Origin of the sequence: Burkholderia stagnalis (genome assembly GCF_902830275.1) — a bacterium.
GTDB classification, from domain to species: domain Bacteria; phylum Pseudomonadota; class Gammaproteobacteria; order Burkholderiales; family Burkholderiaceae; genus Burkholderia; species Burkholderia stagnalis.
Genome location: NZ_CADESW010000004.1, coordinates 363,961 through 389,149 on the forward strand (window position 1 = coordinate 363,961; position 25,189 = coordinate 389,149).

Below are 25,189 nucleotides of genomic sequence, written 5' to 3' on the forward strand. Positions count from 1 at the left end.
TTTCCTCTAAAAATTAAAAAAACGAGCCGCGCTGCCAGGGCGGTTACTTGAACGAGCGCAGGTCTTCCTGCAGACGCTCAACGAAGGCTTCGACCGGCATCACGCCAAGATCGACGCCGCCACGGGCACGCACGGCTACCGTTTGTGCATCACGCTCCTTGTCGCCCACGACGAGCAGATAAGGCACCTTTTCCAGCGTGTGCTCGCGTATTTTATAGCTAATCTTCTCGTTGCGCAAATCCGCCGTCACTCTAACCCCTTGTTTTTGCAACGTTTGGGCCAGAGATTGCGCATATTCGACCTGACTTTCGGCGATATTGAGCACAACAGCCTGCATCGGCGCGAGCCAGACCGGCATTGCACCAGCATGGTGCTCGATCAGAATGCCGAGGAAACGCTCCATCGAACCGACGATCGCACGGTGCAGCATGACCGGCCGGCGGCGGCTGTTGTCTTCCGCGACGTATTCCGCACCGAGGCGCTCCGGCAGCATCATGTCGAGCTGCAGCGTGCCGCACTGCCACGAGCGGCCGAGCGCGTCCTTGATGTGGTACTCGATCTTCGGGCCGTAGAACGCGCCCTCGCCCGGCAGTTCTTCCCACGTGAGGCCGCATGCCGTCAGCGCTTCGCGCAGCCCCTGCTCCGCACGGTCCCAGGTTTCGTCGGAACCCATGCGCTGCTCGGGACGCAGCGACAGCTTGATGTCGATGTGATCGAAGCCGAAATCCTGGTAGACGCTCATCGCAAGCTTGTTGAACGCAATCGACTCGGCAATGATCTGCTCTTCCGTACAGAAGATGTGCGCATCATCCTGCACGAAGCCGCGCACGCGCATCAGGCCGTGCAGCGCACCCGACGCCTCGTTGCGATGGCACGAGCCGAATTCCGCGTAGCGCAGCGGCAGGTCACGGTACGAGCGCAGGCCGTGCTTGAACACCTGGACGTGCCCCGGACAGTTCATCGGCTTGATCGCGTAATCGCGCTTCTCCGACTCCGTCGTGAACATGTTCTCACGGTAGTTCTGCCAGTGGCCGGACGCTTCCCACAGCGAGCGGTCCATGATCATCGGCGTCTTGATTTCGTTATAGCCGGCCTCGTTCACGCGGCGACGCATGTACTGCTCGACCTGCTGCCACAACGCCCAGCCCTTCGGATGCCAGAACACCATGCCCGGCGACTCTTCCTGCATGTGGAACAGGTCGAGCTGCTTGCCGAGCTTGCGGTGGTCGCGCTTTTCCGCTTCCTCGAGCATGTGCAGGTACTGGTCCTGGTCTTCCTTCTTCGTCCAGGCCGTGCCGTAGATGCGCTGCAGCTGCTCGTTCTTCGAGTCGCCGCGCCAGTACGCACCCGCGACCTTCATCAGCTTGAAGACCTTCAGCTTGCCCGTCGACGGCACGTGCGGGCCGCGGCACAGGTCCGTGAAGCCGCCGTGCGAGTACAGCTTGATCTCGTCGCTTTGCGGGATCGACTCGATGATCTCGGCCTTGTACTTCTCGCCGATGCTGCGGAAGTACCCGGCGGCCTCGTCGCGCGACACGACGCGGCGCGTCACCGGCTCGTCCTTCTTCGCGATCTCCTGCATGCGCTTTTCGATCTTCTCCAGATCTTCCGGCGTAAACGGACGGTGATACGAGAAGTCGTAGTAGAAGCCGTTGTCGATCACCGGCCCGATCGTCACCTGCGCGTCCGGATACAGTTCCTTGACCGCGTACGCAAGCAAGTGCGCCGTCGAATGACGGATGATGTCGAGGCCGTCGGCGTCCTTGTCGGTGATGATCGCGAGCGATGCGTCGCGGTCGATCACGGCGGACGTATCCACGAGCTCGCCGTCGAGCTTGCCGCCAAGCGCAGCCTTCGCGAGCCCGGGACCGATCGAGGCCGCCACTTCGGCGACTGTCACCGGATGCTCGTATTGTCGAACTGAGCCGTCGGGCAGGCGTATCGAAACCATAGCAATCTCCGTGATGCCGACAGTGGGCGGCAGACCAAGTACGCGATGAATGTCATCGCGCGAAAATTTCGCGACAAAAAAAATGCGGCCCCGCTTTCGAGGGGCCGCATTCGATACTTCACTCAGACTGAAAGGGCGAAAACGTTCCTCGACTAGCGTCGCTCCGAAAAGGTTTCGGTCAACGTTCGCGGTGTCATAACCGTATTCGCCTTGTTTGCGTTGAGTTATTTACTGCATCGAATACCCGAAAGACGGGCATTCTCAATTCGTTGGTAGGCTCGATTGGACTCGAACCAACGACCCCCACCATGTCAAGGTGGTGCTCTAACCAGCTGAGCTACGAGCCTAAAGAAGTGAGATTATATGGAGCCGTTACAACCTTGGCAAGCGTTTTTATGCGTTTGCAGCAAAATCATTTCGACCCCGCCCTTGGCGTCACGCCTTCCGCCCGGCCCGAACCACGCCCTGCACTTCGCCCAGCAACGCGCACGCGCGCTGCACCTGCGCCGAATTCGACACCTCGACCGTGAACTGCATGAATGCCGCATTGCGACGACTCTGCGTCTTCACGCCGACGACGTTCATCTTCTCGCGCGCGAACACTTCCGAAATGTCGCGCAGCAGCCCCTGCCGGTCGGTCGCCTCGATCATCAGGTCGACCGGATACACCGATGCGCCGCGGCCGCCCAGCACGTCGGCCGACCAGGTGGTCTGCAATACGCGCTCGGGCGCGCGTTCCGCCATCCGGCGAAACGTCGGGCAATCGCTGCGATGGATCGACATGCCCTTGCCGCGCGTGACGAACCCGCTTATCCCATCGGGCGGCGCAGGCCGGCAGCAGCGCGCGAGCTGCGTCAACAACGCATCGACGCCGACCACCAGCACACCGGTCGACGCGCCGTGCGCGACGCTCGCGCCGCTGCTGCGCTTCTCGAAATCGGCCGGCGCCTCGGGCGCCGGCTCCGGCGGCGGCGCGTCGGACAGCGCCTGCTCGACGTTGCGCAGGCTGAACTCTTCCTTGCCGACGACCGAGAACAGATCCTCCGGCGACTTGAAGCCGAGCTTCGCGGCGAGATTATCGAGATTGACCGACGTCTTGCCTTCGCGCTGCAGCGTCTTTTCGACGAGCGCACGGCCGTGCGCGATGTTCTCTTCCTGCTCGATCGCGTTGAACCAAGCCCGCACCTTCTGCCGCGCGCGCGAACTCTTCAGGTAGTTGAGCTGCGGATTCAGCCAGTCGCGCGACGGCCCGCCCTCCTTCACCGCGACGATTTCGACCGTCTGGCCGTTCGCGAGCGCCGTATTGAGCGGCACCATCGCGCCGTCGACGCGCGCACCGCGGCAACGGTGGCCGAGCTCGCTGTGCAGGTGATACGCGAAATCCAGCGGCGTCGCGCCCTGCGGCAGCGCGATCACGCGCGCCTGCGGCGTCAGCACGTAGATGTGGTCGTCGTCGAGCGTGGTTTCGCGCAGCTGCGCCCATGCCTTGCCGCCCGACGTGCCGCTGTCCTCGACGTCGTCCTTCCACGCGAGCAGCTGGCGCAGCCAGGCGATCTTCTCGTCGTACTTGTCGCTCGCAGAGAACTGGCCGCCATAGCCGCGCGCGCCGGCCTCCTTGTAGCGCCAGTGCGCCGCGACGCCGTATTCCGCGAAGCCGTGCATCTCCTGCGTGCGGATCTGCACTTCGAACGCGCGCCCGTCGTCGCCGATCACGACCGTGTGCAGCGACTTGTAGCCGTTCGGCTTCGGACGCGAGATGTAGTCGTCGAACTCCTTCGGCACCGGCTGCCACAGGTGATGCACGATGCCGAGCACCGTATAGCAATCCTTGATGTCCGGCACGATCACGCGGAACGCGCGCACGTCGTAGAGCTCGGAGAAATCGAGTTCCTTGCCGCGCATCTTGCGCCAGATGCTGTAGATGTGCTTCGGCCGGCCGCTCACTTCCGCCTGGATGTGCGCGGCGGCCAGCTCGCGCTGCAGGCGCTCGATCGCCTCCGCGACGTACGCCTCGCGCTCGATGCGCTTCTCGTCGAGCAGCTTCGCGATCCGCTTGTACGTGACCGGATCCTCGAAGCGGAACGCCAGATCCTCGAGCTCCCACTTCAGTTGCCAGATGCCGAGACGGTTCGCCAGCGGCGCATAGATTTCGAGCGTTTCGCGCGCGACGTCCGGCGGCGGATCGACCTTCGCCGCCGCGTAATAGCGCAGCGACTGCAGCCGCGACGCGAGCCGGATCAGCACCACGCGGATATCCTGCGCAAACGCGAGCAGCATCTTGCGCAGCGCCTCGATCTGCGCGCGGCGCTCGGCCGCCGCATCGCGCCCGGTCTCGGGCACCGCGTTCTGCGCGGCGCGCAGGCTCACCGTGCCGAGCCGCAGCAGCTTGCGCACGTCGGACACGAGGCGCGCGACCTCGTCGCCGAAGCGCCCGGCCAGTTCGCGCTCGGGATCGTTCAGGTGCGGCGTCAGCGCGAACAGCGCCGCCGCCTGCACGGCAGGCGGATCGACGTTCAGCTTGCGCATGATCGCCGCCGTGCCGGCCGCGTGATCGGCGAGCAGCTCGCCGGACGACAGACGCGCGTCGCCCGCGTGCTCGCGCACGAACGCGAGCACGTCGTCGAACGACGGCGCCGCGGCGGGAGAAACGGAAACGGGCTCGGTCATCGCTCGGCCTGACGGAATGCGGTCATCGTTCGGCGCCGCTCAGCTCCGCTGTGCGGCGACGACGACGATCTCGACGAGCAGCGCCGGATCCGCGAGCTTCGCCTCGACGGTGGCGCGCGGCGGCGTGTTGCCCTGCGCGACCCATGCATCCCACTCCGCGTTCATGCCCTCGAAGTTCGCCAGGTCCGAAATGTAGATCTGTACCGACAGCAGATGCGCCTTGTCGCTGTTCGCTTCGGCGAGCAGCCGGTCGATATGGCCCAGCACTTCGCGCGTCTGGCCCTTGATGTCCTGTGTGGTGTCTTCCGCGATCTGGCCGGCCAGATACACGGTACCGTTGTGGATCGCGGTTTCGGAGAGACGCGCCCCGACGTGGTGACGAATGACTGCCATGGAATGTTCCGGTCGTGAATGAGTGAAGAACCGGGCGGCAACGCGGCCCGCGTGCCGCCGAACCGCATATTATGACGCGTTTATGCGCCGGTTTCGACGAAAAACCGGCGCGCGAGCGCAATCTGGTCCGCACCGATGAACGCCGGCGCGTGGCCGACACCTGGAATCTCGGCCTGCGTCACGTGCCGGCCGCGCCGCATCATCTCGGCCACCGTCTCGCGCGACAGCAGGTCGGACACCTCGCCGCGCACGACGAGCAGCGCCGCATCCGTCGTCTCGATCGCATGCCACAGCGCGGCCTCGCCGAGCGCGGCGAGCTCGGGCGTCGTCGCCTTGAACGGCTCGGCGATGCGCGGATCGTAGCGCATCGTCCAGCCGCCCTCGGGCAGCTCGCGCAGCAGCGGCCCGTTGATCTCGCGCCACTCGTCGCCGGTCAATGCGCCGAACGGCAGCGACAGCGACGTCAGATAGTCGATGCCCTCCTGCTCGGTCGCGAAGCGCGGCTGCACGCCGAGGTACTCGCCGATGCGCGTCAGCGAATCGGGCTCGATGCGCGGGCCGACGTCGTTGACGATCATCCGGCGCAGCGGCGAACCGGCCAGCCCCGCGAGCGCCAGGCCGATCAGGCCGCCCATCGACGTGCCGAACCAGTCGACCGACTCGACGTCGAGCCGCGCGATCAGCGTGACCATGTCGGCCACGTATTGCGGAATCGCATAGAGCCGCGGATCCGCGAGCCAGTCGGACTGGCCGCGTCCGACGATGTCGGGGCAAACGACGCGATACGTATCGGACAGCGCGGCGGCCAGCCGGTCGAAATCGCGCCCCGAGCGGGTCAGGCCATGCACGCAGACCAGCACGCGCGGATTGGCGGGATCGCCCCATTCGGTATAGGCGACGTGGTGAAGGCCGCCGGCATGCGCGCACTGCACGCGCCGCTGGCGAAAAGCCGGGGAGTTCACGGAGGGAGTCGGCATCGGAGGCATCCTGTCGAACGGTGCGGCGCGGCGCGATGACATGCGTGGGCCCCGCCCGCGAGGGCGGGGATGCAGCCGATTGTAAGCCCGTTCCGGATCACCGCGCGTCGCGGCGCCCGGCCGCCTGCCGCGCGAGATCTACGCCGATCGCGCGCGCCGTCCCGTGCCAGCGTGCTTGCCATGGCCGGGCGGGCCCCGGCTATTTCTGCACGACCGCGCCGATGCTCGCGCCGACCACGCACAGCGTGCCGGCGATCTGCAGCGCGCTCATCGGCTGCGCCAGCACGACGAAACCGATCGCCGCCGCGATCGCGGGCTCGGCGCTCATCAGGATGCCGAATGCCGACGCGCTCATCCGCCGCAGCGCGATCAGCTCGAGCACGTACGGGAACAGCGGGACCAGCACCGCCAGATACGCGGCATCGACCAGCTGCCCGGCCGGCAGATGGCCGCCGCTTTGCGCGAGCCCGAACGGCGTCGTCACAAGCGCGGCCACGATCAGCGACGTGGCGAGCCCCTGCAATCCGTCGAACAGCGTGCCGACGCGCTTCATCAGCAGGATGTACGCGGCCCAGCCGAGCGCCGAGCCGATCGGAAAGATCAGCGCGGCCGGCGACGCGACCCACATGCCGTCCTGTCGCGCCAGCAGCAGCACGCCCGCGAGCGCAAGCACCGGCCACGCCAGCATCGCCGGCTTGCGCACGCCGAACGTGGCGACCGCCAGCGGCCCGACGAAGTTGATCGCAACCGCGAGCCCGAGCGGCACGCGACGCACCGCCGCGAAAAAGCACAGCGTCATCGCGGCCATCGCGCTGCCGAGTGCGACCGCGGCAATCCAGCGCTGCCGGGAATACGTCCGGAGCGGCGGCCGCACGACGATCGCGAGCGCGAGCGCGGCGAAGCAAAGCCGCAGCCACGTCGTGCTGACCGTGCCGTACTCGATCGTCGCCGGCCGCGACAGCGCGGCGCCGAGCTGCACGCTGCACATCGACGCAACGGCGAGCAGCGGCGCGACCGCACCCGCGAACGACGCGGACGCGCGCTCGGCGCCGCCCGGTCTTGCACTACTCGACTCCTCGCTCATTCAGCCGCTCCAGATCCGTGACACAGCGATGCTAACCGCGGTCGCACGCCTGGTATAAGCTGCTTATTCTTATGCCTGCATCAGGAAAATTGATGATCCGCGATCTCGACAGCACGCTGCTGCGCACGTTCGTCACGGTGGTCGAAACCGGCAGCGTAAGCGACGCGGCAACGGCGCTGCATCGCACGCAGGCCGCCGTCAGCATGGCGCTGCGCCGGCTCGAGGAAGAAGTCGGCCAGCGCCTGCTCGAACGCTCGCCGCGCGGCGTGAAGCTGACGGCGGCGGGCAGCGTGCTGCTGCCCTACGCGCACAAGCTGCTCGACCTCGGGCTCGTCGCGCGCGCCGCGCTCAACGCGGGCGACATCTCGGGCACGGTTCGGCTCGGCATTCTCGAAGATATCGCCGTGGGCCATCTGCCGCATGCGTTGCGGCAGTTCGCGGCGTCGTTTCCGAACGTCGCGCTCGAGATCGTCGTCGATGCGAGCCCCGCGCTATCGCGGCGACTCGCGACCGACGCGCTCGACTTCGCGATCGGCGACCCCGCGCTGATCCGCGCCGAGCCGCTCGCCACGTGGCGGCATCCGCTTCGCTGGGCCGCCGCGCGCACGCAGCGCACGCTCCCGCACGGCGAGCCGCTGCCGATCGTGGCGTTCGGCGGCACGTGCCCGTGGCAGGAAAGACTGTTCGCGACGCTGCGTGAAGCGGGCCTCGCATGGCGCGTCGTCTGCACGAGCACGAGCCTGTCCGCGATCCAGTCGGCGGTCGAGGCAGGCCTCGGCATCGCGGTGCTGCTCGACTGGAACGTGCGCCGCGACACGATGCGCGTGCTCGATCCGCAAGCCGCCGGGCTCCCCGAGCCGCCCGCCGCGGATTTCGGCCTGTTCAGCCACGCGGACGCGAGCGATCGCACGTCGGCGGCAGCGACCCTGCAGCACTTCCTGTTTCATGCGCTGCAGCTCGGCGCGCCTGACGACGGCGCGCCGGCCACCATCGAGCGCAGCGTCGAATCGTTGCGGGTCGCCGTCTGACGCAAACGGCACGGCGGCGGGCGCGACAACAGGCATCCCGCGATTCGTTCGTTGCGTGCGCATCGAATTGCGGCGCGCACGCGACGCGCGTCAGTCCCCCCAGCACCACGCGGCCTGCAGCCGCTCCCGCACGAAGTCGATGAACGTGCGGACGCGCAGCGCAAGGTGCCGGCCGCCCGGATACACCGCGTGCAGCGGCGCCGCCGGCGCCGCATACCCCGGCAGGATGCGCACGAGCCGCCCGGCATCGAGGTCGGGGCCGACGTCCCAGATCGACTTCAGCGCGATGCCGGCGCCTTCCAGCGCAAGCATGCGCGCGGCGCCGCCGTCGTTCGTCAGCAGCGCCGCGCTCACTTCGATCCCGATCGCGCCGTCGGCGCCGTCGAACCGCCACTCGGCCCGTGCCTGCTCGCCCAGCACGATGCAGCGATGCCCGCGCAGTTCGCCCGGATGCGCGGGCGCGCCATGCCCGGCAACATACGCAGGGGACGCGCACAGCACGCGCCGGTTCGGCGCAAGCTCGCGCGCGATCATCGACGAATCGGCCAGGCTGCCGATCCGCACGGCGACATCGATCTCGTGCGCGAGCAGATCGACGATCGTATCGGTGAGCAACAGTTGCACCGTCACCTGCGGATGCCGCCGCTGGAACTCGGCGACGAGCGGCGCAATCCGCAGGCGGCCGAGCTCGCCCGGCGCGGTCACGCGCAGCACGCCGCTCACGGTGCCGCGGCGGTCCTGCATCAGCGCTTCGGCCTGATCGATTTCGGCGAGGATGCGCAGCACCTGCGCGTGGAACAGCGCGCCTTCGTCGGTCAGCGTCTGCTGCCGTGTCGTGCGGTGCAGCAGGCGCACGCCGAGCTGCGATTCGAGTTGCGCGAGCCGCTTGCTGACCACCGACAGCGACAGGTCCAGCTCCCGCGCCGCCGCCGACAGGCTGCCCGCCGACACGATGCGCGCGAAGGTGTCCAGTGAAGGCAGGTCGTCGATCAGCATCGCCGGCTCCTCCTTCCGCATTTCTTTCCAAATTTCGAAGAATGCATTCGCGCTTGGCCCGTATTTACGTTGAAACCGGAAACTTACCATGCGTGTCATGCGTTGATCCAACGCGTCGTCACGAACTGGAGATTCCGATGCCCGCCCTTTTTTGCCCGGTCGGCCGCCTGGCCGCCCGCACGCTGACCGCCGCCGCGCTCGTCGCGGCAGCCTTGTCGCCCATGGCCGCGCAAGCGGCCGACCTCATCGCGCCGCGTGCGCTGACGGTCGCCGCCGGCCTGCCCGCCCCGCAGGCTCGCGCGCAAATCCTGGCCGCGCGCCGCTACGGCACGTTCTGGGACACCGGCGATGCGGCGCTCGCCCGCGACGCGCTCGCGCCCGACTTCACCGACCGCACGCTGCCCGCCGGCCGCGAACAGGGGCTGCCGGGCCCGCTCGCGGCGTCCCGGACGATGCGCGCGGCGGTTCCGGACTTGCATTGCGACATCGAGCAGATGATCGTCGCCGGCGATCGCGTCGTCGTTCACCTGCACTTTCGCGGGCATTTCACCGGAACGTTCAAAGGCACGGCCGGCCAGGGGCAAGCCGTCGATTTCATCGCGACCGACATCTACCGGATCTCGGACGGCCGTATCGCCGAGAACTGGCACATCGAGGACAACCTGACGCTGATGCGCCAGCTTGGCCTCGTCGGCTGAGGAGCACACCGCGATGACGAAACCCGCTCTCCCCGCCCGCCAGGCGCGCCGCACGTTCCTCGCGCAGACCGGCGCCGGCATGGGCCTGGCCGCCGGCCTCGCGCTCGGCGCCGCCACGACACCGGCCGGCGCCGCGACCGCCGGCGCGGCCGCCTCCGCCGCATCCGGCGCGGGCGTGTTCTGGCCCGACGGCATTCGCCTCGTGATTTCGATCTCGATGCAGTTCGAGGCCGGCGGCCAGCCGCCCAAAGGCGCAGACAGCCCGTTCCCGGCGGTCGCGTTTCCGCCGTCCGTGCCCGCCGATCTCGCGTCCGGCACCTGGTTCGCGTACGGATACCGCGAAGGCATCCCGCGCCTGCTCGACCTGTGGGACCGCCACGGCGTGAAGGTCACGTCGCACATGATCGGCGAAGCGGTGCGCCATCGCCCCGAGCTGGCGCGCGAGATCGTCGCGCGCGGCCACGAGGCATCGGCGCACGGGCCGAGCTGGCGCTCGCAGTTCGCGATGAGCCGCGACGATGAGCGGCGCTTCCTGCTCGACGCGCGCGACATGGTGGAAGCCGCGACCGGCCAGCGGCCGCTCGGCTACAACTGCAACTGGCTGCGGCGCGGCCCCAACACGCTGTCGCTGCTGCAGGAACTCGGCTACGTCTATCACATCGACGACGTCAGCCGCGACGAGCCGTTCATCGAGGCCGTCAACGGGCGCGACTTCGTGGTCGTGCCGTACACGCTGCGCAACAACGACATCCTGCTGATCGAGGGCCGCAACTATTCGCCATCGATGTTCGTCGAGCAGATCAAGCTCGACTTCGACCAGCTGTACGCGGAAGCCGGGCAGCGGCGCCGGCTGATGTCGATCAGCGCGCACGACCGGATCAGCGGCACGCCGCAGATGGTGCGCGCATGGGACACGTTCCTGCAGTATGCGCGCTCGCATCCGGGCGTTGCGTTCATGCGCAAGGACGACATCGCCCGCTACGCGCTCGGCAATCCGTCGACGCTGCGCGAAACCGAAACGATCTGACCTCCCTTTCACCGTCTCCAACCGATCATCATGAATGACTCACTCAATGGCACGAAAGTGCTCGTCGTCGGCGGCAGTTCCGGTATCGGCGCCGCAGCCGCGCAGGCATTCGCGCAGCATGGCGCGAACGTGACGATCGCGTCGCGCGACCCGCGCAAGGCGGCCGCCGTCGCGGCGGAATCCGGCCACCCGGTGCGCTGCGAGACGCTCGACATCACCGACACGGCGGCCGTCGATGCGTTCTGCGCGCGCGCCGGCCGGTTCGACCATGTCGTGATCTCCGCCGCGCAGACGGCGTCCGGCCCCGTCAGGGCGCTCCCGCTCGACGCTGCGCAGGCCGCGATGGACAGCAAGTTCTGGGGCGCGTACCGGATCGCGCGTGCGATCGACATCGCGCCGGGCGGCTCGCTGACGTTCGTCTCGGGCTTCCTCAGCGTGAGGCCGAGCGCGTCGTCCGTGCTGCAGGGCGCGATCAACGCGGCGCTCGAGGCGCTCGCGCGCGGCCTCGCGCTCGAACTGGCGCCGGTGCGCGTGAACACCGTGTCGCCGGGGCTGGTCGCCACGCCGCTGTGGAACCGGCTTGCGCCCGACGCGCGCGACGCGCTGTTCGCCGGCGCCGCGCAGCGCCTGCCCGCGCGACGCGTCGGGCAGCCGGAAGACATCGCGAACGCGATCGTCTACCTGGCGTCGACGCCCTACGCCACCGGCTCGACCGTGCTGGTCGACGGCGGCGGCGCGATCGCGTGACCCGCGCCAGAATGACGAACGCCCCGCATTCCATCCGGAATGCGGGGCGCCGCAGGCTGCGCCAAATCGCGCGAGACGCTCAGGCGACCGCGCTCACGTCGAGCGGTGCGCCCGTCTTTGCCTGAATTTCGTCGACGCTCACGCCGTCGGCGAGTTCAAGCACCTTCAGCCCGGCAGGCGTCACTTCGATCACGCCGAGATCGGTGATGATCAGGTCGACCACGCCGACGCCCGTCAGCGGCAGGTTGCATTCGTCGAGGATCTTGTGCTGGTCGCCCTTCGCGACGTGCTCCATCAGCACGACGACGCGCTTCACGCCGGCGACGAGATCCATCGCGCCGCCCATGCCCTTGATCATCTTGCCGGGGATCATCCAGTTCGCGAGGTCGCCGTTCTTGCTGACCTGCATCGCACCGAGGATCGCGAGGTTGATGTGGCCGCCGCGGATCATCGCGAACGAATCGGCGGACGAGAAGATCGACGAACCCGGCAGCGTCGTGACGGTCTGCTTGCCGGCGTTGATCAGGTCGGCGTCGACCTCGTCCTCGGTCGGCGACGGGCCGATGCCGAGCAGGCCGTTCTCGGACTGCAGCCACACCTCGACGCCTTCCGGCACGTGGTTCGCGACGAGCGTCGGCAGGCCGATGCCGAGGTTCACGTAGAAGCCGTCCTGCAGTTCCTTCGCCGCGCGCGCGGCCATCTGGTCACGATTCCAAGCCATGTCAGTCTCCTTTCGCGCGCACGACGCGTTGTTCGATGCGTTTCTCGGGCGTCGTATTCAGCACGAGCCGCTGCACGAAAATCCCCGGCGTGTGGATCTGGTCCGGATCGAGCTCGCCGTTCTCGACGATCTCTTCGACCTCGGCGACCGTGATCTTGCCGGCCATCGCGCACATCGGGTTGAAGTTGCGCGCGGTGCGGCGAAAGACCAGGTTGCCCGACTTGTCGGCCTTCCATGCCTTCACGAGTGCGACGTCGGCCGTCAGCGACGGCTCGAGCACGTAGTGGCGATCGCCGAACTGGCGCGTTTCCTTGCCTTCCGCGATCACGGTGCCGTAGCCGGTGTTGGTGAAGAATGCCGGGATGCCCGCGCCGCCCGCGCGCAGCTTCTCCGCGAGCGTGCCCTGCGGCGTGAACTCGAGCTCGAGTTCGCCGGCCAGGTACTGGCGCTCGAATTCCTTGTTCTCGCCGACGTACGACGAGATCATCTTCTTGATCTGGCGCGTCTCCAGCAGCAGACCGAGGCCGAAGCCGTCGACGCCCGCGTTGTTGCTGATGCAGGTGATGCCCTTGACGCCCGAATCGCGCAACGCGGCGATCAGCGCCTCGGGAATGCCGCACAGGCCGAAGCCGCCCACCGCGAAGGTCTGCCCGTCCTGGACGATCCCTTCCAGCGCGGCCGCCGCGCTTGGATAGACTTTGTTCATCAGTGTGTCCCTTCCTCTATGGAAACCAGCGAAACTGGGTTCGCGCGCCGGTGTGGCCCGCAAGTCCGCCGCACCATTCTATGCATGCCGGCCGCAACCTGCCGTGACGCGCTTCTTTTTATGCCGCGGCAAGCGCCGCGAGATGCCTGAAAGGGTACGATGCAGCGCGGTTGCGGCACAATACGCAAAAATACATAAGCATTTGCCAGCGTCCGTCCGTGCCCATGCCTGCTCTCGACTACCAGACTGCCTTCCATCTCGCGCCGATCGGCCTCGTCATGTCGCGCGACCGCGTGATCGAGGATTGCAACGACGCGGTCGCGGCGATCTTCCGCTGCGCGCGCGCCGACCTGATCGGCCAGTCGTACGAGGTGCTGTACCCGTCGCCGGACGAATTCCAGCGGATCGGCGAGCGCATTTCGCGCGGGATGGCCGCGAACGGCACCTACGCGGACGACCGGATCATGAAGCGCGCAGACGGCGAGCTGTTCTGGTGCCACGTCACGGGCCGCGCGCTCGACCGCGCCGCGCCGCTCGCGGCCGGCGTGTGGACCTTCGAGGACCTGAGCGCGACGCGCCGGGTCGCCGTCGAACTGACGCCGCGCGAGCGCGAGATCGCCGCGCAGCTCGCGACCGGCAAGACCAGCAAGCAGATCGGCCGCGTGCTCGACATCAGCTCGCGCACGGTCGACATCTATCGCGCTCGGCTGATGCGCAAGTACGGGACGGGAAACACGGCCGAACTGCTGCAGCGCCTGCTCGGCCATTGAGCGGTGCTGAAAGCACATCGGCCGCTGGGAGCGGCCGATGCAAACAAGCGAAAATGGCGGCGGCACCGGTATTCCGGCAGCCGGCGATGCACCGTCAGCCGATCTTCTCGGTGAGCGCGCGTTCGATCGTGTCGCGCAGCACTTGCGGCAGCGGCGTCGACTTGCCGAGCGCGTAGTCGACCCACACGCAGCGCGCATGGCCGCGCGCATAGACGTGATCGGGATCGTCCGCGCGGGTCAGCTCGAAGCCCGTGTCGAAGCTGCTGCGCCCCGGCTTCGCGGCCGTCATCTTCGCGATCACGTCGCCCGGATAGTGCAGCTGCTTGAGAAACTCCATCGACGCGGTCACGATGACCGGCCCCTGCCCCTCGCCATTGCCGCCCGCGATGCCGAGCGTCTCGAACCAGGAAATCCGCGCCTGCTCCATGTAACGGAAATAGACCGTGTTGTTCACGTGTCCGAACGCGTCCATGTCGCCCCAGCGGATCGGCATCGACATCTCAAAAACGGGGGTGTAGTCACTCATTGCAGCCTTCTTTGTTGCCCAGGGTCATCCGGTCAGGCGAGGCCGAAGCCGTCGTCCGCGGAGATAATCGAGCCGTTGATGAACTGCGACTCGTCGGCCGCGAGCAGCAACAACAGCCCGTCGAGATCCTGCGGCTTGCCGACGCGCCGGCGCGGCAGCATCGACTGCAGCTTCTGCCCTTGCTCGGTTTCCCACAGGTAATGATTGATTTCCGTATCGATATAGCCCGGACAGATCGCATTCACGTTGATGCCGTGGCGGCCCCATTCGAGCGCCATCGCGCGCGTCATGTGCACGACCGCGGCCTTGCTCATCGCGTACAGCCCGGTTTGCGGGAACACGCGCAGGCCGGCCACCGACGCGATGTTGATGATCCGGTACGGCGGCTTGCCGTTGCCGTTGGCGCGCATCATCATCCGCTTCGCGACTTCCTGTGCGACGAAAAACGCGCCGCGCGTGTTGGTATCGAACACGAACTCGAAATCGGACGGCGTCACGTCGACGAGCTTCTGCATCGTCGAGACGCCCGAGTTGTTCACGAGGATGTCGATGGTGCCGGCTTCCGTTTCGGCATGCGCGACAGCCGCCTTGATGCTCTGCACGTCCGTGACGTCGAGCGACACCACGTGCGCCGCGCCGCCCGTCGCCTCGATCTCCGCGCGCAATTCCTTGAGCCGCTCGACGCGCCGGCTCGCCAGCACGACCTTCGCGCCCGCCTGCGACAGCACCTGCGCAAAGCGCTGGCCGAGCCCGCTCGAAGCGCCCGTCACCAGCGCGACCTTGCCTTCCAGATTGATCGACCGACCCATTGCGCATCCCCTTTCGAAGTCGTTTCACTGCCGCCGGCGGCACACCTCATGCGGCATTACCCTAGCATGAAAATAGAACGATCGTGCTAATCTAGCCGCATTCAGTTGCGGCAAGCGTTTCGTTTCGCAGACAATACGCTCCCGAATAAAAGCATTCTAACGGTTAGAGGAACGCCAATGACCCCCGCAAGCCTCATCGAGCAATACGGCCCGCGCGAATCGATGGAATACGACGTCGTGATCGTCGGCGGCGGCCCGGCCGGGCTGTCGGCCGCGATCCGGCTCAAGCAGCTGGCTGCCGAGAAAGGCACCGAGATCGGCGTGTGCGTGCTCGAAAAGGGCTCGGAAATCGGCGCGCACATCCTGTCGGGCGCGGTGATGGACCCGCGCGCGATCACCGAGCTGTTCCCCGACTGGAAGGAACGCGGCGCGCCGCTCGATGTCGAGGTGACGGAAGACCGTTTCCTGTTCCTGTCCGAGAAAGGCGCGGTCACCACGCCGAACTGGGCGCTGCCGGACAACTTCAAGAACCACGGCAACTACGTGATTTCGCTCGGCAACGTCACGCGCTGGCTCGGCGCGCAGGCCGAAGCGCTCGGCGTCGAGATCTTCCCGGGCTTCCCGGCCGCCGAGATCCTCTACAACGACGACGGCTCGGTGAAAGGCGTCGCGACCGGCAACATGGGCGTGGGCAAGGACGGCGAGCCGACCGAGAACTTCCAGCTCGGCATGGAGCTGCACGCGAAGTACACGCTGTTCGCCGAAGGCTGCCGCGGCCACCTCGGCCGCCAGCTGATCTCGAAGTTCAAGCTCGACGCGAACGCCGATCCGCAGGCGTACGGGATCGGCATCAAGGAACTGTGGGAAATCGATCCGGCCAAGCACAAGCCGGGCCTCGTGATCCACACGGCCGGCTGGCCGCTGAAGTCCGACACCTACGGCGGCTCGTTCCTGTACCACATGGACAACAACCAGGTCGTGGTCGGCTTCGTGGTGGGCCTCGGCTACACGAACCCGTATCTGTCGCCGTTCGAGGAATTCCAGCGCTACAAGACGCACCCGTCGATCCGCGCATTCCTCGAAGGCGGCAAGCGCGTGTCGTACGGCGCGCGCGCGATCACCGCGGGCGGGCTGCTGTCGCTGCCGAAGACGGTGTTCCCGGGCGGCGCGCTGATCGGCGACGACGCGGGCTTCCTGAACGCGTCGCGCATCAAGGGCAGCCACGCGGCGATCAAGACCGGCATGCTGGCGGCCGACGCGGCCTTCGACGCGGTGCAGGCCGGCCGCCAGGGCGACGAGCTCAACGCGTATCCGGATGCGTTCAAGCAGTCGTGGCTGTACAACGAGCTGTACCGCGCGCGCAACTTCAAGCAGTGGATGGCGAAGGGGCTGTACCTCGGCACGCTGATGGTCGGCCTCGAGCAGAAGGTGATGGGCGGCAACGTGCCGTGGACGCTGCACCACAAGCACGCGGACCACGAGATGCTGAAGCCGGCGTCGCAATGCGAGCCGATCGAATATCCGAAGCCGGACGGCAAGCTGACGTTCGACCGGCTGTCGTCGGTGTTCATCTCGAACACGAACCACGAGGAAAACCAGCCGGCGCACCTGACGCTGAAGGATGCGAACGTGCCGGTGAACGTGAACCTGCGCACGTACGCGGGGCCGGAGGGGCGTTTCTGTCCGGCGGCGGTGTACGAGTTCGTGAAGAACGACGACGGCAGCGATCGCCTCGTGATCAACGCGCAGAACTGCGTGCACTGCAAGACCTGCGACATCAAGGACCCGACGCAGAACATCGTGTGGGTCACGCCGGAAGGCGGCGGCGGGCCGAATTACCCGAACATGTAACACGTGGCGCGTGTCCCTGCGCGCACGAAGAGGAGTGAGACGATGAGCAATGCAGCGAAAGAAGTCGTGGTGGTGAGCGGTGTCCGTACCGCGATCGGTGATTTCGGCGGTAGCCTGAAGGATTTCTCGCCGACCGACCTCGGTGCGAAGGTCGTGCGCGAGGTGCTGACGCGCGCGAACGTGCCGGGCGATGCGGTCGGCCACGTCGTGTTCGGCCATGTCGTGAACACCGAACCGAAGGACATGTATCTCGCGCGCGTCGCGGCGATCGAAGGCGGCGTCGCGCAGCACGCGCCCGCGCTGACCGTGAACCGCCTGTGCGGCTCGGGCCTGCAGGCGATCGTGTCGGCCGCGCAGACGATCATGCTCGGCGATGCCGACGTCGCGATCGGCGGCGGCTCGGAGAACATGAGCCGCGCGCCGTACAGCGTGCCGGCCGCGCGCTTCGGCCAGCGCATGGGCGACGGCAAGCTCGTCGACATGATGCTCGGCGCGCTGCACGACCCGTTCCAGGGGATCCACATGGGCGTGACCGGCGAGAACGTCGCGCGCAAGTATGGCGTGAGCCGTGAGGACCAGGACGCGCTTGCGCTCGAATCGCATCGTCGCGCGGCGCGCGCGGCCGCGGAAGGGCGCTTCAAGGAGCAGATCCTGCCGATCGCGATCCGCACGCGCAAGGGCGAAGTGCTGTTCGACACCGACGAGCACGTGCGCGACGATGCGAGCGCCGACGATTTCACGAAGCTGAAGCCGGTGTTCGTGAAGGAGAACGGCACGGTCACGGCCGGCAATGCATCGGGCATCAACGACGCGGCCGCGGCCGTGCTGATGATGAGCGCGGACGCCGCGCGCGCACAGGGCGTGAAGCCGCTCGCGCGCCTGGTGGCCTACGCGCACGCCGGCGTCGATCCGGCGTACATGGGCATCGGCCCGGTGCCCGCGACGCAGAAGGCGCTCGAACGCGCGGGCCTGACGATCGCCGATCTCGACGTGATCGAGGCGAACGAGGCATTTGCCGCGCAGGCCTGCGCCGTGACGAGGGAACTCGGCCTCGATCCGGCGAAGGTCAACCCGAACGGCTCGGGCATCTCGCTCGGCCACCCGATCGGCGCGACCGGCGCCTTGATCACCGTCAAGGCGCTGTACGAACTGAAGCGCATCGGCGGCCGCTACGCGCTCGTGACGATGTGCATCGGCGGCGGGCAGGGGATTGCCGCGATCTTCGAAAACCTTTGATAATCGGCATGCACTGCATCCGACCACAGGAAACGTCATGGCAATCGAAATCGTAGGCGTCATCGGCGCCGGCACCATGGGCAACGGCATTGCGCAAACCGCGGCCGTTGCGGGTCTCAACGTCGTGATGATCGACGTCAATGAAGCGGCGCTCGCGAAGGGCGTCGCGACGCTGAAGGGCAGCCTCGACCGGCTCGTGTCGAAGGACAAGCTCGACGCTGCGACGCGCGACGCCGCGCTCGCGCGCATCGAGACGTCGACCGACTACCAGCGGCTGGCCGTGGCCGACATCGTGATCGAAGCGGCCACCGAGAACGTCGAGCTGAAGGCGCGCATCCTGAAGCAGATCGAAGCCGTGGTGCGCCCGGACGCGATCATCGCGACGAACACGTCGTCGATCTCGATCACCGCGCTCGCCGCGCCGCTGGCCGACCCGACGCGCTTCGTCGGCATGCACTTCTTCAATCCGGTGCCGCTGATGCAGCTCGTCGAGATCATCCGCGGGCTGCAGACGAGCGACGCGACGTCGGCCGCGGTGCGCGCGCTGACCGAGCGCCTCGACAAGTCGCCGATCGGCGTGCGCAACGCGCCGGGGTTCGTCGTCAACCGCATCCTGGTGCCGATGATCAACGAGGCGTTCTTCGTGCTCGCCGAAGGGATCGCGTCGGCCGAGGAGATCGACCAGGGGATGAAGCTCGGCGCGAGCCACCCGATCGGGCCGCTCGCGCTGGCGGACCTGGTGGGGCTCGACGTGTGCCTCGCGGTGATGGACGTGTTCGTGAAGGACTTCGGGGATCCGAAGTATCGCGCATGCCCGCTGCTGCGCGAGATGGTCGCGGCAGGGCGCCTCGGCCGGAAGACGGGGCGCGGGGTGTACGACTACAGCGCGTGACGCGCGAGCCGGGCGAGAAGCAAGAACCCGAACCGCACCCCGGAGGCCGGATGCCGATCCAGCCTCCGGGGTGTTTTTCAATGGGCCGTTACACGGCGGCCGGGGCGGTGACGGTATCGGCGACGTAGTTGGCGATACTGAAGAATCGATAATCGCTCAGCAGATCCGGCGCCGGGAAGCCCTCCGGATGAATCCGGCCGTAAATCGGGCTGTCGGGACGCAGCCCGGCCAGCGTCAACGCGAGCATGAATTCGTTGAACGGCGCCATGAACTGCCGCGACACGAAGTGCATGCCCCAGTTGAACACCGACGGAAGCTGCTCGGTGCGCAGCCACGCGTCGGGCCCACCCGGCGCACGCGCGCACAGATTCTCCGCCCACGGGCTGTGCCCTTCCACGATGAGAAAGCCGTGCTTTGCGTGGCGCTTCCAGCGGGTCAGGAAATCGATGAGATCCGCGGCCGCGACGTAACCGGGCACGAGGCCTTCCGCGTCGCTGTACGCGACCTTGAACGCGCGCTTGATCTCGTCGAGCGCGATCGGCAGCTCGGCCTGGTCCGACACCGTCAGCATGCCCGTATAGTGCTGGTCGACCACCGCGCGCAGGCGGGAACGGTCGACGGTGCGCAGATGGCGCTCGAGGATCGCTTCGGCGGCGGCCTCGCGCCGCACGCTCAGCCGGCGGTTGTGGACCAGGAACATGAAGGTGTGCAGCAGGTCGCTCAGCCGCGCCGGGCGCACGCTGCCGTCCGGCTGCCTGACGGTCAGGCCGCTTTCGGCCACGGCTTCGTCGTAGCGGTCGGGCTGGGAAATGTCGGCGGCGATCACGCGCACCTGCACGCCGGGGATGTCCTTCAGCGCAGACAGCGTGGCGGCGGCGCGGCCGCGCGCGGATTCGTTGTAGTCCGCGCCGATCACGAGCAGCGGATAGGCCGCGAGGTGCCGGCCGCGCCGCGTCGACTTGATCACGTATTCCGCGAGGCGCTTCACCGCGCTGCCGTCGCCGCAGCCCATGTCGGCGATGCCGGCCGGCTGGCGATCGAGCGGCGTGTCGTCGAACAGCTCGCGCAGGATCTTCGTCGTGATTTCCTGCGACGCCGGCCCCGACCCGGCGCCGCTCGACGCATACACGTTCATCACGCGATCGATGTGGCCGTCGCTGTCGATATCGAGCGGATCGGGGTTGCCGAACAGGAGGTCGTCGAGCAGCGCATACGAGCGCAGATACGACGCGGGCAGCCCCGCGTAAGGCGCGGCGATCGGCCGGTGAATCCGGCCCGACTCGGTGAGGCGCACCTTTTCGCGGTCGATCTCCGCCATGCCGAACTTGCCCAGCAGCGACCAGGCCGCGTGCAGGACGACCGGATCCGCATGCGTCCACGCGCCGACCGCGACCCCGCCGGGCTGCTCGTCGAGCTTGCCGAGGATCCCGGGCGCCGTCTGCGAGTACTGGCCGTCGGGCTGCCTGTCGAACACCGGCATGTCGAGCGCGACCCAGGTCGGGCCGAGCAGCAGGCCGTCCATCGCCGTGCGCAGCTGGCCATCCGCCTGGCGCTCCAGATCGGTGGCCGGGGCCGGAAGCTCCGGCCAGCCCGCCACGCAGATGCGCGCGAGCTGCGCATACAGCACGCTGTCGTCGGCCGCCACGCGTTTTCGATGGCACAGCGCGTGCAGATGCTGGAGCACCGACGTCGCATTCGCGAGCTGCTCGAACAGCGGCCGCGCGCGCTCGACGCACGCGACGACATATTCGCCGGCCGGGGTGAGCGCATATTCGGCGTGTTCGTCGCCGCGATCGAGGGTGAGCCAGCCGGCCAGGCTCAGCAGGTTGAACGCGCCCCACATCACCCCGAGGTTGCGGGTCGGGTCGGGCAGGCGGGCCGTCGCGAACGCGCGCATCGCGCGCGGCGTGCCGGCCCGCAGGCCGCGGAACGCGCCGGCGCACACGAGGCGCACCAGCGTCGGCACCAGCACGATGCCGTTTGCCCAGTTGCAGCTGCGCGTATAGGCCATCACGCGCTGCGCGTCGTGCCGGCCGATGCGCAGCGTGGCCGCGTGGGTGTGCTGCTCGAGCCTGACCGGCAGCTCCATGTCGAGCACCTCGACGCCGATCGCGGTGCCGGCCGACAGGCCGAGCAAGGTGCGCGTTTCGTCGGGATACGCGTCGAGATAATGTTCGAGCTGCCGGGCCAGCGCGGCGGTGGAATCACCAAGGTCGAATCGGGCATGCATGTTGGACGGTCTCACAGGGTCGAAGGTTGGGCTGCAATGAGGGAAGGCGCATCCGGATCGGCGTGCGCGACGGCTGCCGCCGGCGCGACGCCGTGCGTGCGGGGCGCGAGATGGGCGGCCAGCGCGCGAATGGACGGGTAGTCCCACACCGCGGACGGATCGACGGGCACGTTGTGCGTCTCGCTGAATACCATCGTCATCTCGACGGCGAGGATCGAGTCGAAGCCGATCTCGGCGAACGTCGATTCGCGCGTCAGGCGCAGCTTGCGGTGCTTGAGGCGCTCGCCCAGCCACGCGATGAGCCATTGCTCGACGGCATGCACCTGCTGGCGATCGATCAGGCGCGCCGGCTCGCTCGGGATCGGGGCCGCCGCCGTGCCGGGGGCGTCGCCGGCGGGCGCGGGGGAGACCGAACGCGCGCCGGGGTCGGCGTCCAGCAACGGATCGACGAGCTGGCTTGCGCCCGGAATCGTCTGTTCGATCGCGCCGATCTCGAGCCCGGTGCGGGCGGCCCAGTCGTTCAGTTCCGCCGACGTGGACAGCGCGGCGCGCAGGCCGACCTGCCGCTGAGCCGTCTCGATCGCGCGTTCATACTGGTTCTGCGCCCAGCGCAGCGCGCCGTCGTCGATGCGCTGCTGCGCCGCCGCGCGTTCGATCACCGCCAGCAGCAAGCCCCATTGCGCGACCGTGCCGAGCCAGTAGTTGACCCACACGGCGGCATGCGCGGCGCCGTCGAGTTTCGACGCATTGGCGAGCCCGTCTTCCGACAGCCGTTCGCCCAGCTGGCGCAGCTCCCGGGCCAGCACGCCGGCGCCCAGCGCGCTTTCCAGGTAGTGCAGCAAATCGTCGCTGCCGTTGAGCAGGCGACTGCCGAGGTGAACCAGCAGCGTCTCGGTCGGCCCCTCGAAGATGCGGGTCAGGCGCGCGTCGCGGAAGATCTGCGGCGCGAGGTTGGTTTCGATATAGCCGCGACCGCCCAGGAACTGCATCATCTCGTCGGCCGATTGCGACAGCAGCTCGGAGCCGAGAATCTTCGAAATCAGCAGGCAGTCCTCAGGCAGCGCGACGCCGAGGTCCAGCTCGGCGGCCAGGTGCTCGACCAGCGCGTCGAGCCCGTCGATGCGGTGCCGCAGCTCGCCCAGGCGCAGGCGGCTCAGCGGGTTGTCCAGCAGCAGCCCCGTGCCGATCTGGCGCCGCGCCCCGTAGCGATGCATCAGCTGCGCGCAGCGTTTCATGCCGCCCACGCTGACGGCCGCGATGCCGAGGCGCGCAATGTTCATCGCGTGCTGCGCCACGAGCATCCCCTGCCCGACGTCGCCGAGCCGGTATGCGTCGCTGATCCGCGCGTGATCGAGATGCAGCGAATTCTGGATCATGCCGCGCACGCCCATCGTCAGCTCTTCGGCGCCGATCCGCACGCCCGGCGTGCCGGGGCGCACGGCCAGGCCGACCATCCCCGCGCCGTCGGCCTGCTTCGCGAACACGTTGATGACGCCCGCCCATGCGGACGAGCCGCTCCAGCTCTTGTTCCCGCTGACCAGCCAGTCGCCGGACCCGGTGCGCTGCGCGCGTGAGGCGATCCCGTGCGGATGGGAACCCGCGGCCGGTTCCGTCATCGCGAATGCGGCGAGCATCCGGCCGCTCGCGAGGCTCGGCAGCAATTCGTCGCGCAATGCCGGCTGGGCATGCTGCATGATCGGCAGAATGCCGAGCGTGTTGTTCAAGCCGACAAAGAAGGCCAGCGTCGAATCGATCGCGGCCAATTGCGACAGCACGCGCGACATGTCGTGATGACCGAGGCCGAGGCCGCCATGCGAACGCTCGATCTGCATGCCGAGCAGGCCCCGGTTCCCGAAATCGAGCACGACGTGCGGCGGAATGGTGCGCCGCTCGTCGATGGTGCGCGAATCGATCCGCGTGCGCGCGTAGTGCCTGAGCCAGTCGTTCAGTTCGTCGACGGTGGCGCTGTCGTGGCGCGGCTGATCGTTGGCCGCCGGCTTGTCGATGCCGGCTGCCGGGCGGGCAGGTTGCCGGGCCGGCGTTTGCGTGCCGCCGTCGACGTCCCACTGCGCGAGGATCGTCAGCGCGCCGTCGTGCAGCTGCGTGCGGCACGTGCTGCGGCGCACCTTGCCGCTCGACGTCTTCGGCACGCTGCCGGGCGACACCAGCACGATCCGGCTCGGCACGATGTCGAGGCGGTTCCAGATCGCCTGGCGAATCGCGTCGATGAAGCCGTCGAGATTGCCCTTGCGCTGCGTGCGCTCGACTTCGGCGACGACGATCAGGCGCTCCGCGTCGACCTGGTCGTCCATGAAGGCCGCGCAGCCGTTCGGCACCAGTTCCGGCACGCCGGCGATCAACGCGTACTCGATGTCTTCCGAGTAGTAGTTGCGGCCGGCCAGGATCACCATGTCCTTGAGCCGGCCGGTGACGTACAGTTCGTCATCCAGAATGAAGCCGAGATCGCCGGTGCGCATGAACGCCTGATCGCGATCGCCTGCCAGCGTGTGCCGGAAGGTCGATTGCGTCTGCTCGTCCAACTGCCAGTATCCGGCGGCGACGCTCGGGCCGGCCACGCAGATTTCGCCGATGGTCCGATCGTCGCAGCGCGCGTTGGTCTCCAGGTCGCGCACGACCACGCGTTGGTCGCCGGCGGGGCGGCCAACGCTGACCAGCACACGCTCGCCCGGGCGATCCAGCGGCGCCGGCGACACGCCCGCGAACTCGCCGCGAATCACCACGGATTGCCGCTGAAGGGCGGCCTGGTCGACGCACACCGTCCGAATCGGCTGCCGCGCCGAGCGGCCGGCGACGAACAGCGTGCCCTCCGCCAGCCCATAGCACGGGCGAAAGCACTCGGCGGAGAAGCCCGCGGCGGCGAAGCGCTGCGCAAAATCGGACAAGGTGCTGGCGCGCACGGATTCAGCACCGTTATAGGCGGTCCGGAGGCACGACAGGTCGAGCGTCGCCAATTGTTCGTCGGAGATTCGCCTGCAGGCCATCCGGTAAGCAAAATCCGGCGCGCCCGTCAGGTCCGCACGATAGTGGCTGATCGCGCGCAACCACAGGTACGGATGCTGGATGAAACGCTCCGGGGCCATCAGCACGCTCCGGAAGCCGCCGTAGAGCGACGTCAGGATCACGCCGATCAGGCCCATATCGTGGTACGGCGGCAGCCAGCTGACCATCGTGCTCTGCTCGTCATAGGCAAACCATTCGCGCAGCATCCCGAGGTTATGCATCAGGTTGCCGTGCGATACCATCACGCCCTTGGGCGTGCCGGTGGTTCCCGACGTGTATTGCAGAAAGGCGATGTGGGACGACGGCACGCTGGCCGCCGAGTGCACGGGCGCCAGCGCCTGCGCAGCGCCGACATCGAGCAGCGTGCTGCCGGATGCCTCGGTGTCGGCGATCCACGTCGTGCAACGTTCGAGATCCTCGGTCGAGCACAGGATCGTGCTCGCGCCCGCATTCCTCACGATGCCCGCGATCCGCACCATATGCTGCTTGTTGCGCGGCGGGTAGGCCGGCACCGCGACGGCGCCCGCATACAGGCACCCCATGAAGGCACTGACGTAATCGAGCCCCGGCCGGCACAGCAGCAGCACGCGGTCGCCGGTGCCGACCGCGTTCTGTTGCAGCAGCGCGGCCACCCGGCGGGCGCGCGCGTCGAGCTCCGCGAAGGTCATCGAATCGGCCTGTTCCTGTTCGGGCGGGCCGCTCAGGAACACGTAGGCGGTGTTGTCGCCGAGCGTGGCGGCCCGGTTCTGAAGCAGTTCGCTAAGCGTGGTCGGCAAGGTCGCAATGGTCATGATGTCGTCGGAAGAGGAATGAAAACAGCGAGCGGCGGCCGGACGCCGGCCGGCGCCCATGCGTTGCC

The 25,189-nt window shown here is 67.7% G+C and carries 20 protein-coding genes and 1 tRNA gene; 8 read left to right on the forward strand and 13 right to left on the reverse strand.

Going from position 1 to position 25,189, the window contains the following annotated elements:
• Nucleotides 1-43 precede the first annotated feature (43 nt).
• The 6 genes from thrS to HWY45_RS10805 form a co-directional block, all read right to left on the reverse strand.
• Nucleotides 44-1,951, reverse strand: a complete 1,908-nt coding sequence (gene thrS / locus HWY45_RS10780) for a threonine--tRNA ligase (protein ID WP_059560082.1) — start codon at nucleotides 1,949-1,951, stop codon at nucleotides 44-46.
• A 270-nt stretch (nucleotides 1,952-2,221) separates the two neighbouring features.
• Nucleotides 2,222-2,298: transfer RNA gene (locus HWY45_RS10785), tRNA-Val, on the reverse strand.
• Nucleotides 2,299-2,386: 88 nt separating this feature from the next.
• Nucleotides 2,387-4,618, reverse strand: coding sequence for a RelA/SpoT family protein (locus HWY45_RS10790; RefSeq protein ID WP_059886187.1), 2,232 nt, complete (start codon nucleotides 4,616-4,618; stop codon nucleotides 2,387-2,389).
• A 39-nt stretch (nucleotides 4,619-4,657) separates the two neighbouring features.
• Complete coding sequence (locus tag HWY45_RS10795; RefSeq protein WP_014897238.1) at nucleotides 4,658-5,011, reverse strand: RidA family protein; 354 nt, start codon at nucleotides 5,009-5,011, stop codon at nucleotides 4,658-4,660.
• Nucleotides 5,012-5,091: 80 nt separating this feature from the next.
• Nucleotides 5,092-5,988: an alpha/beta fold hydrolase gene (locus HWY45_RS10800; protein WP_059886189.1), complete on the reverse strand. Its 897-nt coding sequence runs from the start codon at nucleotides 5,986-5,988 to the stop codon at nucleotides 5,092-5,094.
• A gap of 199 nt (nucleotides 5,989-6,187) precedes the next feature.
• Nucleotides 6,188-7,072 carry an EamA family transporter gene (locus HWY45_RS10805; protein ID WP_059886191.1) on the reverse strand — a complete coding sequence of 295 codons (885 nt, stop codon included), beginning with the start codon at nucleotides 7,070-7,072 and terminating at the stop codon, nucleotides 6,188-6,190.
• A 92-nt stretch (nucleotides 7,073-7,164) separates the two neighbouring features.
• On the opposite strand from HWY45_RS10805, the gene HWY45_RS10810 reads away from it, so the two are divergent.
• Nucleotides 7,165-8,100, forward strand: a complete 936-nt coding sequence (locus tag HWY45_RS10810) for a LysR substrate-binding domain-containing protein (protein WP_059807205.1) — start codon at nucleotides 7,165-7,167, stop codon at nucleotides 8,098-8,100.
• Between the two features lie 90 nt (nucleotides 8,101-8,190).
• Here HWY45_RS10810 and HWY45_RS10815 read toward each other — a convergent pair whose 3' ends face one another.
• The gene (locus tag HWY45_RS10815) at nucleotides 8,191-9,096 is read right to left on the reverse strand and encodes a LysR family transcriptional regulator (protein WP_059886259.1); all 906 of its coding nucleotides are present in this window, start codon (nucleotides 9,094-9,096) and stop codon (nucleotides 8,191-8,193) included.
• 137 nt (nucleotides 9,097-9,233) lie between these two features.
• Here HWY45_RS10815 and HWY45_RS10820 point away from each other — a divergent pair, with 137 nt between their 5' ends.
• From HWY45_RS10820 to HWY45_RS10830, 3 genes are read left to right on the forward strand one after another with little or no spacing between them, the layout of a single operon-like run.
• Nucleotides 9,234-9,794, forward strand: a complete 561-nt coding sequence (locus HWY45_RS10820) for an ester cyclase (protein ID WP_059886193.1) — start codon at nucleotides 9,234-9,236, stop codon at nucleotides 9,792-9,794.
• 13 nt (nucleotides 9,795-9,807) lie between these two features.
• Nucleotides 9,808-10,821, forward strand: coding sequence for a polysaccharide deacetylase family protein (locus HWY45_RS10825; RefSeq protein WP_059886261.1), 1,014 nt, complete (start codon nucleotides 9,808-9,810; stop codon nucleotides 10,819-10,821).
• Nucleotides 10,822-10,851: 30 nt separating this feature from the next.
• Complete coding sequence (locus tag HWY45_RS10830) at nucleotides 10,852-11,568, forward strand: SDR family oxidoreductase (RefSeq protein WP_059807209.1); 717 nt, start codon at nucleotides 10,852-10,854, stop codon at nucleotides 11,566-11,568.
• 79 nt (nucleotides 11,569-11,647) lie between these two features.
• On the opposite strand, the gene HWY45_RS10835 is transcribed toward HWY45_RS10830, so the two are convergent.
• Nucleotides 11,648-12,289, reverse strand: a complete 642-nt coding sequence (locus HWY45_RS10835) for a CoA transferase subunit B (protein ID WP_026044781.1) — start codon at nucleotides 12,287-12,289, stop codon at nucleotides 11,648-11,650.
• Nucleotide 12,290: 1 nt separating this feature from the next.
• Nucleotides 12,291-12,995, reverse strand: coding sequence for a CoA transferase subunit A (locus tag HWY45_RS10840; RefSeq protein WP_059560057.1), 705 nt, complete (start codon nucleotides 12,993-12,995; stop codon nucleotides 12,291-12,293).
• 224 nt (nucleotides 12,996-13,219) lie between these two features.
• Here HWY45_RS10840 and HWY45_RS10845 point away from each other — a divergent pair, with 224 nt between their 5' ends.
• Nucleotides 13,220-13,765 carry a PAS and helix-turn-helix domain-containing protein gene (locus HWY45_RS10845; protein ID WP_059560054.1) on the forward strand — a complete coding sequence of 182 codons (546 nt, stop codon included), beginning with the start codon at nucleotides 13,220-13,222 and terminating at the stop codon, nucleotides 13,763-13,765.
• Between the two features lie 94 nt (nucleotides 13,766-13,859).
• On the opposite strand, the gene HWY45_RS10850 is transcribed toward HWY45_RS10845, so the two are convergent.
• The gene (locus HWY45_RS10850) at nucleotides 13,860-14,291 is read right to left on the reverse strand and encodes an acyl-CoA thioesterase (protein WP_059560051.1); all 432 of its coding nucleotides are present in this window, start codon (nucleotides 14,289-14,291) and stop codon (nucleotides 13,860-13,862) included.
• A 32-nt stretch (nucleotides 14,292-14,323) separates the two neighbouring features.
• Nucleotides 14,324-15,100, reverse strand: a complete 777-nt coding sequence (locus tag HWY45_RS10855) for an SDR family oxidoreductase (protein ID WP_059560046.1) — start codon at nucleotides 15,098-15,100, stop codon at nucleotides 14,324-14,326.
• Between the two features lie 177 nt (nucleotides 15,101-15,277).
• On the opposite strand from HWY45_RS10855, the gene HWY45_RS10860 reads away from it, so the two are divergent.
• The 3 genes from HWY45_RS10860 to HWY45_RS10870 are packed head-to-tail and all read left to right on the forward strand — an operon-like array spanning nucleotide 15,278 to nucleotide 19,079.
• Nucleotides 15,278-16,951, forward strand: a complete 1,674-nt coding sequence (locus HWY45_RS10860; protein ID WP_060028265.1) for an electron transfer flavoprotein-ubiquinone oxidoreductase — start codon at nucleotides 15,278-15,280, stop codon at nucleotides 16,949-16,951.
• A gap of 42 nt (nucleotides 16,952-16,993) precedes the next feature.
• The gene (bktB, locus tag HWY45_RS10865) at nucleotides 16,994-18,187 is read left to right on the forward strand and encodes a beta-ketothiolase BktB (protein WP_059878585.1); all 1,194 of its coding nucleotides are present in this window, start codon (nucleotides 16,994-16,996) and stop codon (nucleotides 18,185-18,187) included.
• 37 nt (nucleotides 18,188-18,224) lie between these two features.
• A complete protein-coding gene (locus tag HWY45_RS10870; RefSeq protein ID WP_059810842.1) occupies nucleotides 18,225-19,079 on the forward strand; it encodes a 3-hydroxybutyryl-CoA dehydrogenase in 855 nt (284 codons plus the stop codon).
• An 88-nt stretch (nucleotides 19,080-19,167) separates the two neighbouring features.
• Here HWY45_RS10870 and HWY45_RS10875 read toward each other — a convergent pair whose 3' ends face one another.
• Both HWY45_RS10875 and HWY45_RS10880 read right to left on the reverse strand, forming a co-directional pair.
• Nucleotides 19,168-21,309, reverse strand: a complete 2,142-nt coding sequence (locus HWY45_RS10875) for an AprA-related methyltransferase (protein WP_059878591.1) — start codon at nucleotides 21,307-21,309, stop codon at nucleotides 19,168-19,170.
• Nucleotides 21,310-21,320: 11 nt separating this feature from the next.
• Entirely contained in the window at nucleotides 21,321-25,121 is a 3,801-nt protein-coding gene (locus HWY45_RS10880) for an AMP-binding protein (protein WP_059878593.1), read from the reverse strand.
• Between the last annotated feature and the right edge of the window lie 68 nt (nucleotides 25,122-25,189).

What these genes read in the sequence shown, in the direction of transcription:
- thrS (WP_059560082.1), bottom strand. Translation starts at nt 1,951, where the DNA reads ATGGTTTCGATACGCCTGCCCGACGGCTCAGTTCGACAATACGAGCAT.
- HWY45_RS10790 (WP_059886187.1), bottom strand. Translation starts at nt 4,618, where the DNA reads ATGACCGAGCCCGTTTCCGTTTCTCCCGCCGCGGCGCCGTCGTTCGAC.
- HWY45_RS10795 (WP_014897238.1), bottom strand. Translation starts at nt 5,011, where the DNA reads ATGGCAGTCATTCGTCACCACGTCGGGGCGCGTCTCTCCGAAACCGCG.
- HWY45_RS10800 (WP_059886189.1), bottom strand. Translation starts at nt 5,988, where the DNA reads ATGCCGACTCCCTCCGTGAACTCCCCGGCTTTTCGCCAGCGGCGCGTG.
- HWY45_RS10805 (WP_059886191.1), bottom strand. Translation starts at nt 7,072, where the DNA reads ATGAGCGAGGAGTCGAGTAGTGCAAGACCGGGCGGCGCCGAGCGCGCG.
- HWY45_RS10810 (WP_059807205.1), top strand. Translation starts at nt 7,165, where the DNA reads ATGATCCGCGATCTCGACAGCACGCTGCTGCGCACGTTCGTCACGGTG.
- HWY45_RS10815 (WP_059886259.1), bottom strand. Translation starts at nt 9,096, where the DNA reads ATGCTGATCGACGACCTGCCTTCACTGGACACCTTCGCGCGCATCGTG.
- HWY45_RS10820 (WP_059886193.1), top strand. Translation starts at nt 9,234, where the DNA reads ATGCCCGCCCTTTTTTGCCCGGTCGGCCGCCTGGCCGCCCGCACGCTG.
- HWY45_RS10825 (WP_059886261.1), top strand. Translation starts at nt 9,808, where the DNA reads ATGACGAAACCCGCTCTCCCCGCCCGCCAGGCGCGCCGCACGTTCCTC.
- HWY45_RS10830 (WP_059807209.1), top strand. Translation starts at nt 10,852, where the DNA reads ATGAATGACTCACTCAATGGCACGAAAGTGCTCGTCGTCGGCGGCAGT.
- HWY45_RS10835 (WP_026044781.1), bottom strand. Translation starts at nt 12,289, where the DNA reads ATGGCTTGGAATCGTGACCAGATGGCCGCGCGCGCGGCGAAGGAACTG.
- HWY45_RS10840 (WP_059560057.1), bottom strand. Translation starts at nt 12,995, where the DNA reads ATGAACAAAGTCTATCCAAGCGCGGCGGCCGCGCTGGAAGGGATCGTC.
- HWY45_RS10845 (WP_059560054.1), top strand. Translation starts at nt 13,220, where the DNA reads ATGCCTGCTCTCGACTACCAGACTGCCTTCCATCTCGCGCCGATCGGC.
- HWY45_RS10850 (WP_059560051.1), bottom strand. Translation starts at nt 14,291, where the DNA reads ATGAGTGACTACACCCCCGTTTTTGAGATGTCGATGCCGATCCGCTGG.
- HWY45_RS10855 (WP_059560046.1), bottom strand. Translation starts at nt 15,100, where the DNA reads ATGGGTCGGTCGATCAATCTGGAAGGCAAGGTCGCGCTGGTGACGGGC.
- HWY45_RS10860 (WP_060028265.1), top strand. Translation starts at nt 15,278, where the DNA reads ATGACCCCCGCAAGCCTCATCGAGCAATACGGCCCGCGCGAATCGATG.
- bktB (WP_059878585.1), top strand. Translation starts at nt 16,994, where the DNA reads ATGAGCAATGCAGCGAAAGAAGTCGTGGTGGTGAGCGGTGTCCGTACC.
- HWY45_RS10870 (WP_059810842.1), top strand. Translation starts at nt 18,225, where the DNA reads ATGGCAATCGAAATCGTAGGCGTCATCGGCGCCGGCACCATGGGCAAC.
- HWY45_RS10875 (WP_059878591.1), bottom strand. Translation starts at nt 21,309, where the DNA reads ATGCATGCCCGATTCGACCTTGGTGATTCCACCGCCGCGCTGGCCCGG.
- HWY45_RS10880 (WP_059878593.1), bottom strand. Translation starts at nt 25,121, where the DNA reads ATGACCATTGCGACCTTGCCGACCACGCTTAGCGAACTGCTTCAGAAC.